The organism is Oceanobacillus limi (assembly GCF_900111445.1).
GTDB lineage: Bacteria > Bacillota > Bacilli > Bacillales > Amphibacillaceae > Ornithinibacillus > Ornithinibacillus limi.
Genome location: NZ_FOHE01000002.1, coordinates 301,140 through 317,179 on the forward strand (window position 1 = coordinate 301,140; position 16,040 = coordinate 317,179).

15 protein-coding genes are annotated in these 16,040 nt (G+C 38.0%); 5 read left to right on the forward strand and 10 right to left on the reverse strand.

What is annotated here, in order from left to right; translation table 11 throughout:
• Window positions 1-45: 45 nt before the first annotated feature.
• Genes BMX40_RS03880 through BMX40_RS03895 form a run of 4 tightly spaced genes read left to right on the forward strand, consistent with a single transcriptional unit; the run spans window position 46 to window position 4,125 of the window.
• Window positions 46-777 carry a glycerophosphodiester phosphodiesterase gene (locus tag BMX40_RS03880; RefSeq protein ID WP_342028666.1) on the forward strand — a complete coding sequence of 244 codons (732 nt, stop codon included), beginning with the start codon at window positions 46-48 and terminating at the stop codon, window positions 775-777.
• 13 nt (window positions 778-790) lie between these two features.
• Window positions 791-1,807, forward strand: coding sequence for an NADPH dehydrogenase NamA (gene namA, locus BMX40_RS03885; protein WP_090867028.1), 1,017 nt, complete (start codon window positions 791-793; stop codon window positions 1,805-1,807).
• A 14-nt stretch (window positions 1,808-1,821) separates the two neighbouring features.
• Window positions 1,822-2,748 carry a ribonuclease Z gene (gene rnz, locus BMX40_RS03890; protein WP_090867030.1) on the forward strand — a complete coding sequence of 309 codons (927 nt, stop codon included), beginning with the start codon at window positions 1,822-1,824 and terminating at the stop codon, window positions 2,746-2,748.
• Window positions 2,749-2,754: 6 nt separating this feature from the next.
• On the forward strand, window positions 2,755-4,125 hold the full coding sequence (locus tag BMX40_RS03895; protein ID WP_090867033.1) for an aldehyde dehydrogenase: 1,371 nt from the start codon (window positions 2,755-2,757) through the stop codon (window positions 4,123-4,125).
• Window positions 4,126-4,157: 32 nt separating this feature from the next.
• Here the strand turns inward: BMX40_RS03895 and BMX40_RS03900 are convergent, their stop codons facing one another.
• The 5 genes from BMX40_RS03900 to BMX40_RS03920 form a co-directional block, all read right to left on the reverse strand.
• Window positions 4,158-5,405: a DNA polymerase IV gene (locus BMX40_RS03900; protein WP_090867035.1), complete on the reverse strand. Its 1,248-nt coding sequence runs from the start codon at window positions 5,403-5,405 to the stop codon at window positions 4,158-4,160.
• 175 nt (window positions 5,406-5,580) lie between these two features.
• On the reverse strand, window positions 5,581-6,708 hold the full coding sequence (locus tag BMX40_RS03905) for a M20/M25/M40 family metallo-hydrolase (protein WP_090867037.1): 1,128 nt from the start codon (window positions 6,706-6,708) through the stop codon (window positions 5,581-5,583).
• Window positions 6,709-6,730: 22 nt separating this feature from the next.
• Window positions 6,731-8,278, reverse strand: a complete 1,548-nt coding sequence (locus BMX40_RS03910; protein ID WP_090867038.1) for an acyl-CoA carboxylase subunit beta — start codon at window positions 8,276-8,278, stop codon at window positions 6,731-6,733.
• A complete protein-coding gene (mce, locus tag BMX40_RS03915) occupies window positions 8,278-9,102 on the reverse strand; it encodes a methylmalonyl-CoA epimerase (RefSeq protein WP_090867040.1) in 825 nt (274 codons plus the stop codon). The genes BMX40_RS03910 and mce overlap by 1 nt, the downstream gene beginning before the upstream one ends.
• 27 nt (window positions 9,103-9,129) lie before the next feature.
• Window positions 9,130-10,773 carry an acyl-CoA mutase large subunit family protein gene (locus tag BMX40_RS03920; protein WP_090867042.1) on the reverse strand — a complete coding sequence of 548 codons (1,644 nt, stop codon included), beginning with the start codon at window positions 10,771-10,773 and terminating at the stop codon, window positions 9,130-9,132.
• A gap of 143 nt (window positions 10,774-10,916) precedes the next feature.
• On the opposite strand from BMX40_RS03920, the gene prli42 reads away from it, so the two are divergent.
• A complete protein-coding gene (prli42, locus tag BMX40_RS19925) occupies window positions 10,917-11,054 on the forward strand; it encodes a stressosome-associated protein Prli42 (RefSeq protein ID WP_139177906.1) in 138 nt (45 codons plus the stop codon).
• Window positions 11,055-11,092: 38 nt separating this feature from the next.
• Here the strand turns inward: prli42 and BMX40_RS03925 are convergent, their stop codons facing one another.
• The 5 genes from BMX40_RS03925 to BMX40_RS03945 all read right to left on the reverse strand — a co-directional run bounded on the left by BMX40_RS03925 (window position 11,093) and on the right by BMX40_RS03945 (window position 16,012).
• Window positions 11,093-12,076, reverse strand: coding sequence for an aromatic acid exporter family protein (locus BMX40_RS03925; RefSeq protein ID WP_170840652.1), 984 nt, complete (start codon window positions 12,074-12,076; stop codon window positions 11,093-11,095).
• Window positions 12,077-12,193: 117 nt separating this feature from the next.
• Complete coding sequence (locus BMX40_RS03930; RefSeq protein ID WP_090867046.1) at window positions 12,194-12,625, reverse strand: BrxA/BrxB family bacilliredoxin; 432 nt, start codon at window positions 12,623-12,625, stop codon at window positions 12,194-12,196.
• 90 nt (window positions 12,626-12,715) lie between these two features.
• Window positions 12,716-14,005 carry a dihydrolipoamide acetyltransferase family protein gene (locus BMX40_RS03935; RefSeq protein ID WP_090867048.1) on the reverse strand — a complete coding sequence of 430 codons (1,290 nt, stop codon included), beginning with the start codon at window positions 14,003-14,005 and terminating at the stop codon, window positions 12,716-12,718.
• 16 nt (window positions 14,006-14,021) lie between these two features.
• Window positions 14,022-15,005 (reverse strand): alpha-ketoacid dehydrogenase subunit beta, encoded by a 984-nt coding sequence (locus BMX40_RS03940; protein ID WP_090867050.1) that lies wholly within the window; start codon window positions 15,003-15,005, stop codon window positions 14,022-14,024.
• Between the two features lie 14 nt (window positions 15,006-15,019).
• Window positions 15,020-16,012 carry a thiamine pyrophosphate-dependent dehydrogenase E1 component subunit alpha gene (locus BMX40_RS03945; RefSeq protein ID WP_090867052.1) on the reverse strand — a complete coding sequence of 331 codons (993 nt, stop codon included), beginning with the start codon at window positions 16,010-16,012 and terminating at the stop codon, window positions 15,020-15,022.
• Window positions 16,013-16,040: the final 28 nt, after the last annotated feature.

Here is a 16,040-nt window from a genome sequence, read left to right on the forward strand (position 1 = left end):
TTGTTAGAGGTTGCAACAAAATCTAGTATAGAGGTGAATTACATGATGACAAAGGTAATCGCACATCGAGGTGCTAGTAAGTACGCACCAGAAAATACACTCCCAGCTTTTAAACTTGCCGAAGACATGGGAGCTGAAGGAATTGAAACTGATATCCAACTGACAAAAGATAACGTTCCCGTTCTAATCCATGATGAGAATGTTAAACGAACGACCAATGGAACGGGACTTGTTAAAGATTATACATTTCATCAACTAAAACAATTAGACGCTGGCTCATGGTATAGCCAGACTTATTCTGGTGTTTCCATTTTATCTCTCGAAGAATTTTTACAATGGGCCGTTTACAAGCCTTTATATTTAAATATTGAGCTTAAAAATAATAAAATAGAATATAAGAACATTGAATCCATTGTTTTTGAAATGTTACAGCATTTTCAACTCGTAAACCGAAGCACCATATCCACATTTAATCCTAATAGTATTAAACGCATGAAAAAGTTTCGAAGTGAGGTGGAAATTGCATTTCTAACATCAAGAAGATACAAAAACGTCGTCCAACTCACGAAGGAAATTGGAGGAAATGCCTTACATGTGAAATACCGTTTACTTCAACAACGATTAGTTGAAAAATGTCACCAGGAAAATATGGCTATTCGAGTCTACACGATAAACAAAGCACCTCGAATGATTAACTGTATAAAACAAGGATGTGATGGAATAATCACAGATGTTCCAAATATTGCAAAACAGGTTCGAAAATTAGCGTCAAACTAGGAGGATGTTAAACATGGCAAAACTATTTTCATCTATTGACTTTCAAGGAGTCACTCTTAAAAATCGGATTGTAATGTCACCAATGTGTATGTACTCCTCGATGAACGAAGATGGGATGCTCACACCGTTTCATATGACACATTACGTCTCGCGTGCTGCAGGCCAAGTAGGATTAATAATGGTCGAAGCTACAGCAGTACAACCAGAGGGGCGAATTTCACCTCAAGATCTTGGGATTTGGAGCGATGATCATGTTACAGGCTTTCAAGAACTTAATGATCAACTACATAGTTATGGAGCAAAATCTGCTATTCAATTAGCTCATGCTGGAAGAAAAGCTCAACTCGATTCTACCATATACGCCCCTTCTTCCATACCGTTCAATGATGCTTTTCAATCCCCTGCGGAAATGACTTCTGAGGATATTGAAAGCTCAATTACGGCATTTAAAGATGCTGCAAGACGATCAAAAGTAGCAGGTTTTGACATTATTGAATTGCATGCTGCACATGGTTACTTAATCAATCAATTCCTTTCACCACTGACAAATAAACGAACAGATAAGTATGGTGGAGGTAGAACTAATCGTTATCAATTTTTACGCGACATCATTGATGCTGTAAAACTCGAATGGGATGGACCGATTTTTGTACGTATTTCAACCGATGAATATCACGAAGAAGGAAATAGCCTAGAAGACTTCTTTTACTTCACACACGAAATGAAAAAACAAGGGATCACCTTAATCGATTGTAGCTCAGGTGGTGTCGTGCCAGCTTCAATTAACACGTACCCTGGCTACCAAGTTAGACGTGCTGAGGCCATTAAGCAACAGGCAAACATCGCAACAGGAGCAGTTGGACTTATAACAACAGGAATTCAGGCCGAAGAGATTTTACAAAATGATCGAGCAGATCTAATCTTTATTGCTCGGGCATTGCTACGAAATCCATATTGGGCAAAGCAAGCTGCTGATGAATTAAAGCATGAATTAAAAGCTCCAAAACAATATGTCCGTGGTTGGAAGTAAAAGGGAGGAAAAACATGGAATTACAATTTTTAGGAACTGGTTCTGGCGTTCCTTCCAAAGAACGGAATGTTTCTGCAATAGCTTTAAAGCTATTGCAGGAAATAAATAGTATATGGCTTTTTGATTGTGGGGAAGCCACACAACACCAAATATTACATACTTCCATTAAACCAAGAAAAATTAATAAAATATTTATTACACATTTACATGGAGATCATATTTTTGGTTTACCAGGACTATTAAGTAGTCGCTCCTTTCAAGGTGGCTCTGATTTATTAACAATCTATGGTCCAAAGGGTATTAAATCATACATTGAAACCTGCTTACATGTAAGTGGAACGCATCTTACCTACCCTATTTCCATCGTAGAATTACAGGAAGGGAAACTTTTTAGTGATGACAACTTTACGGTATACTGCAAACTATTGGAACACGGCCTTCCTAGCTACGGATTTCGTATTGTTGAACATGATCGTGCCGGCCAATTACTAGTAGATAAACTGAAAGCAGATGGAATCCAACCGGGACCAATTTATCAACAAATAAAGGAAAATGATCTGGTAGTTACCAAAGATGGATTGGAAATTTTTCAAAAGAATTACATTGGTCCTAAAAAAAGGGGAAGAGTAATCTCTATTCTAGGTGATACACGGGCAACAGAAAGAAATAAATCCTTTGTAGAGAATTCTGATGTTCTTATTCATGAAGCTACATTTGACAATGAAAAGGAAAATCTAGCAAGAGAATACTATCATTCCACAACTACTCAAGCTGCACTATTAGCGAAAAATAGTTTTGCCAAAGAACTAATTCTTACCCATCTATCATCACGATTTCAGGATGATGATATACCTCGGCTATTACAAGAAGCACAAGAAATATTTCCGAATACGGAGATCGCTCATGACTTTTATCAGAAAAGCCTTCCACAAAAGGAGTGAATATAGATGCATAATGTAGAACAATTGGTTCAAGAACAGCGTAGCTACTTTTTATCCGGAAATACAATGGCGTACCAATTCCGTATCAAGCAATTAAAAGCCTTGAAGAAAATGCTTAAAAACTACGAAAAAGAAATTTACAAAGCTATAAAAAACGACTTAAATAAATCTAGTTATGAGGCATTAACTACCGAGATTGGATTTCTTTTTATGGAAATTGATTTTACAATTAAACATTTAAAAGAGTGGATGGCACCAGTAAAAGTAGACACACCAATCACCCATAAAGGATCAAAAAGCTATATCCATAAGGAGCCGTTTGGTGTGACACTTGTAATTGCTCCTTGGAATTATCCATTACACTTAGCGATTGCCCCTGCTATTGGTGCAATCGCAGCCGGAAATACGGTGATCATTAAACCATCGGAATTTACAAATGAGACCTCCTCTCTACTCGCAACAATGGTGAGGAAGACGTTTGATTCTGATTTTGTTACCGTAGTGGAAGGAAATGCAGAGATTAGTAAGAAATTGTTAGAGCAACGTTTTGATTATATATTTTTCACTGGAAGTACTGCAGTCGGCAAAAAGATCATGAAACAAGCTAGTGAGCATCTCACCCCTGTCACATTAGAGCTAGGTGGCAAAAGCCCCGTCATTGTGAATAAAGATGCTAAGATTGAATTAGCTGCTAAACGGATCGTTTGGGGAAAATTCACCAATGCTGGACAGACCTGTGTAGCCCCTGATTATGTTTACGTACATAAAAATGTAAAACCAAAACTTCTTAAATATATGAAAAAATATATTAAAATGTTCTATGGTAAAAAGCCGTTACATAACACGGACTATGTGCGAATTGTTACGAGGAAACATTTCAATCGATTACAAGCATTTTTGACAAATGGGACGGTATATTGTGGAGGACAAACTGATATAGAAAAACTTTCGATCGAACCAACGATATTAGATGATGTTACATGGAAAGATCCAATAATGCAGGAAGAGATATTCGGTCCGCTACTTCCTATTATTACCTTTACGGACCTAACACAAGTAGTAGAGACACTTAAAAAGAAAGACAAACCTCTCGCATTGTATTATTTCGGGGAAAAAGAAAAGTACCAACAACTCGTATTTCATCAGTTATCCTTTGGAGGTGGCTGTATAAATGATACATTGTATCATTTAGCGAATCCCCATTTACCATTTGGAGGAGTTGGAACTAGCGGTATTGGAGCGTATCACGGAAAATATAGCTTTGATACTTTTTCACATAAGAAAAGCATTCTAAAACAAACTACAACATTCGATATCCCAATCCGTTATCCCAGAAGTAAAGTCGCCCATTCCTTCGTAAAGAAATTAATGAAATAACATTAAAATAAGAGCCTTCGTATGAGAGGCTCTTATTTTTTATAATCATCTAAAAAGTCCTTTTGGAAACTAGTTCTTGGCTGATGGTCTTTTACTTCTTGTTGTTTCCATTGTTTAAATGGATTCTTTCCATACTTGCTAGTTAAATCATCGATTGCGGAATATAATTTTTCTTTACTTGCTTCTTTTTCATACGTAAATAAATCCAACTGTTCCGCTATTCCTTGTTTATCATGAATATCTTGAACGGTAATACCTAACAAGCGGATAGGATCCTGGTTCCAATGCGTATTCCAAAGATCCTCGGCAATATCAACAATATCCTTCTTCTGATCAATATAAAATTGAAGTTTTTTACTTCTTGTAATAGTTGTTCGATCATGATAGCGAATCGTTAATTGAACACTTCTACCAACTGCCTGTTTTCTCTTTAACCGGCGCTCGACATTATCTGCTAACACTTGTATTAATCGACTAATTTCATTTTCATTTGTTGTATCCTGGGGTAAGGTTTGTGAGCTTCCTATACTTTTAAATTCATTTACTGCTTCCGGATCTACTGGGCTTAAATCAATTCCATTCGCTCTGTTTTTTAATCTTTCTCCATTAATACCTAAGACCTGCTTTAGCTGGTATACATCTTTATTGGCTAAATCTTCAATCGTATGGATATCTAAAGCCTTCAATTTTTTCGCCGTTTTCTCCCCTACTCCATACATCTCACTAACAGGAAGTGGCCAAAGCTTTGTAGCTATTTCTCTTTTCCTTAATATCGTAATACCAAGGGGTTTTTTCATATCGGATGCCATTTTTGCCAGAAATTTATTTGGGGCAATTCCAATGCTACAGGGAAGGTCAAGATCATCTAATATTTGCTTCTGTAAGCTTTCTGCAATTTCTACAGCGCTACCTAGATTCGTAACATTGGTTATGTCCATATACCCTTCATCAATAGATACAGGTTGTATATATGGGGTAATATCAGCCATCTTTTTAAAAATTTCTCTCGAAGCACTGCGGTATCGTTCGAAATTAGGTTTCATCACAATTAGTTGCGGACATAATTTCTTTGCTTGCCATAATGGCATCGTTGTCTTAACACCTTTGGCTCTTGCTTCGTAACTGCTCGTTACAATGATTCCTTTCCGCTCTTCTGGATTCCCAGCAATGGCAACTGGCTTACCTTTTAATTTAGGATTATATGCCATTTCAACGGAAGCATAAAAGCAATTCATATCGATATGAAAAATAATTCTTCGTTTTTTTGTTTCTGGTGCCATGTTACTACATCCTTCGAACAATGGTTACCTTATATTATACCATATCCATTAGAAAGGGTGCATAAGTCTATGCCTGCAATACATCTTCTTCTGTTGACAAAAAAAACGAACCAGTTCAAAAAAGCGTTTGAATCAGGTTCGTTTTCATAAGCCCTTAGGCTACGAGCTCTTATCCTTAATTATTTGCTACTTCTTGAATAATAGCCTCAACTAATTCTGTGATTTTAACAAGTTCATCAACTGGGATTCGCTCGTTAGTGGTATGAATTTCTTCATAGCCAACGGCTAAATTGACGGTCGGAATTCCAAAGCCAGCAATTACATTTGCATCACTTCCACCACCACTTTTTAGAAGTTTGCTTTCACGCCCGATGGATTTAGCCGCATTCCTTGCAACTTCTACGACTTGATCTCCAGCCTGTTGCTTGAAACCAGGATACATAATTTTAATCTCAACTTCCGCTTCCCCACCGAATTCTTTAGCAGTTGATTCAAAGGCCTCTTTCATTTTATTTACCTGTTCCTCCATTTTTTCTGGAACCAATGACCTAGCTTCTGCTAATATTTCTACATGATCAACAACAATATTGGTTTGCTTGCCACCTTCGAATCTGCCAATATTTGCTGTAGTTTCTTCATCAATCCGGCCTAATGGCATTTTAGAAATTGCTTTTGCAGCTAGCGTAATAGCAGAAACGCCCTTTTCTGGAGCCACACCTGCATGAGCTGTTTTCCCTTTGATAACTGCAAAAACCTTTGCCTGTGTTGGGGCAGCCACTATAATATCGCCCACCTCACCATTACTATCAATTGCATATCCAAAATCAGCATTAACTAGAGAGCTATCTAATGCTTTTGCACCAACTAATCCCGATTCTTCACCTACAGTAATAACAAATTGAACATCACCATGCTCGACATTATTTTCTTTCAATGAACGGATCGCCTCTAGTATTGCAGCTAAACCAGCCTTATCATCTGCACCTAGTATCGTTGTTCCATCAGATACAATATAGTCACCTTCTATGGATGGCTTGACACCTTTACCAGGTACTACCGTATCCATATGAGAGGTAAAATATATGGAAGAAACTCCTTCTTTTGAACCTTTTAATGTACAAATTAAGTTCCCTGCACCATGACCAGTTTGCTCTTTACTATTGTCTTCAATTACTTCAAGGCCTAATGATGTAAACTTTTCTTTTAACACGGCAGCAATTTCTGTTTCATATTTTGTTTCCGAGTCAATTTGTACTAGTTCCATAAATTCGTTAATTAATCTTTCTTTATTAATACTTGTCATTGCTGTTGCTCCTCCTATGTAATTATAATGGTATATTACCATGTTTTTTACTTGGGCGTTGTTCCCGTTTTTGTTCAAGCATTTCCAGTGCTTGGATGAGTTTCATTCTCGTTTCCCGTGGATCGATCACATCATCCACCATCCCTAACCCAGCTGCGATATATGGGTTCGCGAACTTTTCACGATAGGTATCAATTTTTTCCTGCCTTGTTTTATCTGGGTCTTCACTTTCGGCAATATCTTTAGCAAAAATAATATTGGCAGCCCCTTCAGGACCCATAACAGCTATTTCAGCATTTGGCCAAGCATATACTAAATCTGCACCGATTGACTTACTATTCAATGCTACATATGCACCACCATATGCTTTTCTAGTAATTACAGTTATTTTCGGAACCGTAGCCTCGGAATATGCATATAGGATTTTCGCTCCATGTCGTATGATACCACCATGCTCTTGTTTAATTCCAGGGAAAAATCCTGTTACATCCTCAAAGGTTACTAATGGGATATTAAACGAATCACAAAAGCGAATAAACCTTGCTGCTTTATCACTAGAGTCAATGTCCAATCCTCCAGCTAAATATTTAGGTTGATTACATACTAGTCCAACAGCGCGTCCATCAATTCTAGCAAATCCCACTACTATATTCTTTGCAAATTCCGAGTGGATTTCAAAAAAGCTGTCTTCATCAACAACTTCCGTGATAACATCTGTAACGTCATAGGGTCTTGTTGAATCAAATGGAACAATATCCGTTAAATACGAACGTAAATGGTCCCCTTCAACATTTCCCAAAATAGCTGGTTTCTCCATATTATTTTTTGGTAAATAAGTTAATAACTTTTTAACAGCATCTAAGGCTTCGTATTCTGATTTAGCCTTGATGTGCGCATTTCCGCTTTTTGAATTATGAATATGTGCTCCACCTAAATCTTCCGAAGAAATCTTTTCACCAGTTACAGTTTCTATCACTTTAGGGCCAGTAATGAACATCTGAGAAGTTTTTTCTACCATAATCACAAAATCAGTAATTGCTGGTGAATAAACCGCTCCTCCCGCACTTGGTCCCATAATAACAGAAATTTGGGGGATCACTCCAGAATAAATCGAATTTCTGTAAAAGACATGACCATATCCATCTAGAGATGATACACCTTCTTGAATTCTCGCCCCTCCAGAATCATTCAACCCGATAAATGGAACGCCATTTTTCGCAGCCAAATCCATTACAGCAGCAATTTTTTTTCCGTGCATTTCTCCAAGGGCTCCACCGTATACCGTAAAATCCTGTGCAAACAAATAAACTGGCTTCCCATTAATCTTACCATACCCGGTAACAACACCTTCTCCTTTTGCATCTGCATGGTTCATCCCGAAATCTGTACCTCGATGTTCAATAAAAGTGTTTAATTCAACAAATGACTGGTCGTCTAATAGATAGTCAATCCGCTCCCTCGCTGTTAACTTTCCTTTGGCATGTTGTTTTTCAATACGTTCGTCTCCACCACCTAGTTCGGCTTGCCTCCGTTTGTCATATAGCTCATTAATTTTATCAAAAATATCCATTAGGAATCACTTCCTTTTCTAGGCTGGCACAGCTCAAATAAAACCCCATGAGCAGCCTTTGGATGTAGAAATGCTATTTGACTATTATGAGCTCCTTGCTTCGGTTCGTCGTTAAGTAAAGGAATACCGAATTCTTTTAGTTGTTCCATTCGAAGTTGAATGTCTTCAACCTCTAAAGCAATATGGTGAACCCCTTCTCCCTTAGTGGACAAAAACTTTTGAATTGGAGATGATTCATCTGTAGGTTCTAGCAATTCTAAGCGGCTCTCACCAATTTTTAAAAAGGCTATTTTTACTCGCTCTGCTTTTACTTCAGCTATAGTTTCGAGTGTCAGACCGAGAGAATCGGTATAAAAAGAAAGAACATTATCTATGGAATGAACAGCGATCCCAATATGTGCAATTTTATTTGGAGGACTTAATTCTACGTCTTTGGGTCCAACAAGTTGTTTAATATAGACTGCTAAATCCTCTGTTGATGATCCACTAGTAAAAATCTTTTTTATTCCTTTCTCTAGTAAAAACGGGATATCTTCGCTCGGTATGACCCCACCAGCCACTACCGGTATATCCCCCGCATTCCTTTTTTCCAGTGCCTCAATTACTTTAGGAAATAGTGTATTATGAGCACCGGATAGTGAAGAAAGTCCAATAACATCTACATCTTCTTGTATAGCTGCTTGAGCAATTTGTACTGGTGATTGACGAAGCCCCGTATAAATGACCTCCATTCCATGGTCTCTTAAGGCTTGCGCAATAACTAATGCCCCTCGATCATGCCCGTCTAGACCTGGCTTTGCAATTAATACGCGTATTTTCCCCATCTCTCTCTCTCCTTATCTATTAAAGTGTTAGCCAATATATTCCCCGAACTCATCCCGCAAGACATTACAAATTTCACCAATAGTTGCATACGCTTTCACTGATTCTAAAATAAAAGGGATCAGATTCTGTTCATCTGTTTTGGCTGCAGATCTGAGTGCTTCTAATGATTGATTTACGGCATTTTCATTTCTGTCATTACGTATCTGCTGAATGAAGTTTATTTGTTCCCTTTCCAGTGCTTCATCCACTTTTAATAAATCTGGATTGACTTCTTCATCCAATGTATATTTATTTAACCCAACGATAATTTCTTCTTCATTTTCAATTCGTTTCTGTGTTTCATATGCATTATGTTGAATCTCACGTTGCATATACCCTTCTTCTACAGCTTGAACGGCACCACCGATTTCTTTAATACGATCGAGATATTTATTTACCTCTTCCTCCATTTGGTCCGTAAGCTCTTCCACGAAATACGATCCCCCTAATGGATCAATCGTATCTGCTACTCCACTTTCATTCGCAATAATTTGTTGTGTTCGTAATGCTATTCGAGCAGAATCCTCTGTTGGTAAAGATAATGCCTCATCACGAGAGTTCGTATGGAGGCTCTGAGTCCCTCCCATTACGGAAGCGAGCGCTTGCAAAGTTACACGCACAATATTATTATCTGGTTGTTGCGCGGTTAATGTAGAACCACCTGTTTGGGTGTGAAATCTCAACTTCCAACTTTTTGGATTTTTAGCCTTATAATGTTCTTTCATTATCTTGGCCCATACCCTTCTTGCGGCCCTAAATTTCGCCACCTCTTCAAAGAAATTATTGTGAGCATTAAAGAAAAAAGCTAATCTAGGAGCAAAATCATCAACCTCAAGCCCCGATTCAATTGCTGCATCCACATAGGCCATTCCGTTCGCTATCGTAAACGCAGCCTCCTGCACAGCGGTTGAACCAGCTTCTCGGATATGGTATCCCGAAATACTAATCGTGTTAAATTTAGGAACGTTTTGCTGACAATAAGCAAAAATATCTGTAATCAGTCGCATCGAAGCTTTTGGTGGATAAATATACGTACCTCTAGCAATATATTCCTTTAGAATGTCATTTTGAATCGTACCAGTTAATTTCTCAATAGGAACCCCTTGCTTTTCTCCGACTGCGATATACATGCATAGAAGGACTGAAGCTGGTGCATTAATTGTCATCGAAGTACTAACCTCATCTAAAGGAATTTGGTCAAATAATTTTTCCATATCATGTAATGAATCAATAGCTACCCCTACTTTTCCAACTTCACCTTCAGACATTGGATCATCAGAGTCATAACCAATCTGTGTCGGAAGATCAAATGCTACGGATAAACCAGTTTGTCCTTGTTCTAGCAAATATCTAAATCGTTTATTCGTCTCCTGTGCTGAACCAAAACCAGCATACTGACGCATTGTCCAAAAACGACTCCGATACATGGTCGGCTGTATACCACGAGTATATGGATATTCCCCAGGGTATCCTAGTTTTTTCTCATAATCTAAATCACGAGAATCATATATTCTCTCCACTTCTATATGAGAAGAGGTAGTAAATGTATTCTTCCGCTCAGGAAAGCGCTTTATTGTCGATTCTACAGAGTCTAGCCATTTTTGTTTTGGCCTCGTATATTTTTCATCCATATTCTCATCTCCACTTCGCATTATAATTGGTGTAAAATTATGAATTTACTCTATCTCTATTTTTAAATATTTTTTTATACTTGTCCAATATTAATTTTAACGTTAAAATACAAATAGCAATGGGATAATAAGGAGGACGTAAAATGGCTACAAAACAATCTAGTACACCAGCACCACGAAAGAAATCAAAACGAGAGCGTAGAGTGAAAATTATCGTTTGGATCATGATAATATCCATGCTTCTTTCCTCACTCACTGCAGGATTAGTGATGTTTTTATAATAGTCAAAAAATAGCACGTATAATCAAAGACTGGGCTTTTATGTAGTCCCAGTCTTTTTCGTATTCTTTTTTACAATGTCACTCTTTTTATATCGCTTTTTAATTAGTAAATAATTTTCGATCTCGATAAGGAGCCGAAACATATTTGCTCTTGTTTCAAATTCATCTCTGGTTTTTGGTAATTCAAATTGATTAAACTCTTTTTTCAGTTCATCCAATTCCTCTAGATAAAGTGCTGCTGTATTCCCGGGATGAACAACATCCGCTAACTTTTCAAAAAAAGTAGCAATTTGCAATGATATTTTATCAGTTTTCGGTAATTTTGACACGAGTGGCAACATTTTCCTCAGTAATTCTAGCTGTTTGGAACGCATGATAAAATAATCATAATACGGATGTTTTGATCGTAACATATGATTTTCCCTATCTAATACAACTAAATTGCTGGCTTTATCTAATAATTCCTCAGACTTTGCAATTTCTTTTCCATCCCAATCTGTATTCTGATCTTTTATGTATAGCGCAATTTCCTGCAAAATAACTTGAAAGCAATGTTCTAGTTTTTCTTGTTTTTCTTTTAATTCCTTATCGAAGCTCGGCATGTATAGGTTAACTAATAACCCAACTCCTAAACCAATAACAATAACTAAATATTGTTCAAGTAAAAATGACATTGTGATGGATCCAGTACTATACAGATTGAGCGTAATAACCGAGCTTGTGGCAATCCCTGGTGTCACGTTTAACCAAACAGTTGTAGGTATAAATAAAATGAGCATGACACCTAGGACGATTGGGTTATACCCAATAAACTCAAAAAAGAAAAAAGAATAAATACTTGCAACAACACACGCTAAAAACCGATGCCATGCACTTAAAACAGAACGTTTCCTTGAAGGCTGTATGCTTAATATTGTTAAGATCCCCGCAGAAATAAAGTTACTAATACCAAAAAATTGAGCAAGTAAGACCGCGATAGGAGTTCCAATTGCTGTCTTGATTGTACGGTAGCCTATTTTCACGAATAACATACTCCTTATATTTCTTAGAAAACTTGGCACTTACCAAGCCTATAAAGTTTTCCGCGCTGCGAAAAAATAAGGCTGACCCAAAAGAGGCAGCCTCATCTATGTGTATTATTATACTTCCTGACAATGTTTATCAAACATTTGTTGGAGCTTCTCCATAACATCCATGGCACTATGTCCTTCAATATCATGGCGTTCAAGCATTGTCACAATTTTACCATCCTTTAACAACGCAAAAGATGGAGATGAAGGCGGAAATCCTTCAAAATATTCACGTGCTTTTTCCGTTGCTTCCCGATCTTGACCTGCAAATACCGTAACTAAATGGTCAGGACGTTTATCATAATGGATGGAATTTGCTGCAGCAGGACGAGCAACCCCTCCAGCACATCCACAAGTAGAATTAACCATTACTAATGTTGTTCCTTCACGTTGTAGCGCTGCATCTACCTCTTCTGGTTCTCTCAGCTCTTGATACCCAGCTTCTGTTATATCTTTACGAGCTGCATCTACAACATCATTCATAAACATGTTAAAATCCATGCGATACTCATCTCCTTACAATCCTATTAATAAGCATTACTTACTATCAAGCTTATCAATTTCAAGTATAAAATTCAATCTATATTACTTCTAGTAAACAGATGTTGTACCTTCATTCATATTTTCTAATATCTCTTTCACACGAGCTAAGAATTGACCACATACCAACCCATCTAAAATACGATGGTCTAGGGATAGAGATAAATTAACCATATCTCTAGCAGCAAACATATCCTTAATAATGACTGGACGTTTCACGATCGATTCTACTTGTAAGATTGCTGCCTGCGGGTAATTAATAACCCCCATGGAATGAATAGAACCAAATGAACCAGTATTATTAACGGTAAATGTTCCACCTTGCATATCCTCGGAAGTTAACTTTCCTGTACGTGCTTTATTCGCTAATTCAGAAATATCTCTAGCAATCCCTTTAATCGTTTTATCATCTGCATGTTTTATTACTGGAACAAATAATTCTTGATCCTTTGCTACAGCTATAGAAAGATTGATATCTTTCTTTTGTACAATTTTATCGCCAGCCCACATGCTGTTTAATTGCGGAAATTCTTTCAAAGCTTGGGCAACTGCTTTTACAAAGAAAGCAAAGAAAGTAAGACTAAACCCTTCTTTTTGTTTAAAGTCATTTTTAATTGAATTTCGATAGGTTACCAAATCCGTTACATCTACTTCTACGGTCATCCACGCATGTGGGATTTCCGTTTTGGAACGAACCATATTTTGAGCAATTGCTTTTCGAACACCTGTGACTGGTATCTCAACATCACCAGCTTGCGTAGCAACTGGTGGTGTTTGTACTTCCTTAGTAGGAGTCTTTGGTTTTGCTTCCACCTCAACAGATGTTGATTTCGTTTCTTTTTCAACCGTTTTGTCAGCTGGTTTCGGTGACGGCACACCACCATTAGCGATAATTTTCTCCATATCTTTTCTGGTGATTCTGCCACCTCGCCCCGTACCATCGACTTGTTCTAAGTCAATATTGTTTTCTTGAGCCATTCGTAAAACAGCCGGGGAATATCGTTTTTTCATTGTTTGATCTTTTGTAGTTTCCTCATTAGTGTCAGTTGTATCGGTAGATTGTTTTGGCGACTCAGCCGTTTCCTCACTGCTCGAACCACCTTCTGTATCGACATAACACATCAGTTCGCCGACTGCAATCGTATCTCCTTCTTGAGCCACTAACTCTTTGATCGTTCCCGTAAATGATGAAGGTACTTCCGCATTTACTTTATCTGTCATTACCTCTGCGATTGGGTCGTATTTATTTACATGGTCTCCAACTTTTACTAACCAAGAACTAATCGTGCCCTCGGTAACACTCTCACCAAGTTGGGGCATGTTTATTTTTTCAGTAGCCATCATTATCCCTCCTTACTTAGAATTCCGCTAAATCACGTATAGCCTTTTCTACTTTATCTGGATTGATCATAAAGTACTTCTCCATCGTCGGAGCATATGGCATTGCTGGTACATCAGGCCCAGCAAGACGTTGAATGGGCGCATCTAGATCGAACAAGCAATTTTCGGAAATGATCGCTGCCACTTCACCAATAATGCTTCCTTCCTTATTATCTTCCGTAATTAGTAGTACTTTTCCGGTCTTTTTAGCCGCTTCAATGATCGCTTCCTGATCAAGTGGATACACCGTTCTTAAATCAAGAATATGCGCATCAATACCTTCTTCAGCCAACTTTTCCGCTGCTTGTAAGGCAAAGTGTACACAAAGACCGTAAGTGATAATGGTTACATCAGAGCCTTCACGTTTCACATCTGCTTTTCCAATTGGTAGTACGTAATCTTCCTCAGGAACCTCGCCTTTTAACAGTCGGTAGGCTCGTTTATGTTCGAAAAATAGTACAGGATCATTGTCACGAATCGCTGCTTTTAGTAAGCCTTTTACGTCATACGGTGTAGAAGGCATGACAATTTTTAGTCCCGGTTGATTTGCAAAAACTGCCTCAACAGATTGAGAATGATATAACGCACCATGAACCCCACCACCATATGGAGCACGAATCGTAATAGGAGCATTCCAATCGTTATTCGAACGATAACGGAGCTTCGCTGCTTCGGAAATAATTTGGTTTACAGCAGGCATGATAAAATCTGCAAATTGCATTTCAGCAACTGGTCTCATTCCATACATTGCTGCACCAATACCTACACCTGCAATAGCAGACTCAGCTAATGGTGTATCAAGAACACGATACTCTCCAAACTCGTCGTATAAGCCGTCAGTTGCTCGGAAAACTCCACCTTTTTTTCCAACATCTTCACCTAGAACAAATACTTTTTCATCACGTTGCATTTCCTCTTTCAATGCCGCTGTTACAGCTTGGATATATGACATTACTGGCATAACTAATCCCCTCCCTACTCTTCATAAACGTATTTTAACGCAGATTCTGCTTCTGCATATGGCGCATTTTCAGCATAATCCGTTGCTTCGTTAACAATACGATTTATTTCATCATTAATCTCAGTTTCTAATTCATCATTAAGAATACCCGCTTCTTGTAAATAAGTAGCAAAAGTAAAGATCGAGTCTTTTTTCTTCGCTTCATCAACTTCCTCTTTATTTCGATACGTACGATCATCATCATCGCTAGAGTGAGCTGTTAGTCGGTAGGAAACAGCCTCTATTAAAGTCGGCCCTTCACCATTTACCGCACGATCACGAGCTTCTTTTACTGCTTCATATACTGCTAATGGATCATTTCCATCCACCGTAAAGCCAGGCATACCATATCCAATGGCACGATCGGAAACCTTTTCAGCTGCTATTTGCTTTTCAATAGGAACGGAGATTGCATATTTGTTATTCTCCACCATTGTAATAACTGGTAATTTATGAACACCCGCAAAGTTTAGCCCTTCATGAAAATCCCCTTGGTTTGACGATCCTTCACCCAATGTTACGAACGAAACGAAATCTTTCTTCTCCATCCTAGCTGCTAAAGCAACTCCAACAGCATGTGGAACTTGTGTTGTAACTGGCGAAGAACCAGATAGAATGCGGTTTTTCTTTTGACCAAAATGACTTGGCATTTGTCGTCCTCCGGAGTTCGGATCCTCTGCTTTAGCAAAAGCAGAAAGCATTAAATCTTTAGCAGTCATTCCAAAAGCAAGAACAACCCCCATATCACGATAATATGGAGCTACATAATCCTCTGATCTGTTTAAAGCGAAAGATGCTCCGACCTGTGCAGCTTCTTGTCCCTGACAGGATATAACAAACGGAATTTTACCTGCCCTGTTTAATAGCCACATTCTTTCATCAATTTTTCTAGCTAATAACATCGTCTTATACATTTCAATAACCTGTTCATTCGATAAACCTAATGACTCATGACGTTTTGTAGACATAAATAAGTCCCTCCCTTAATCATTTAGA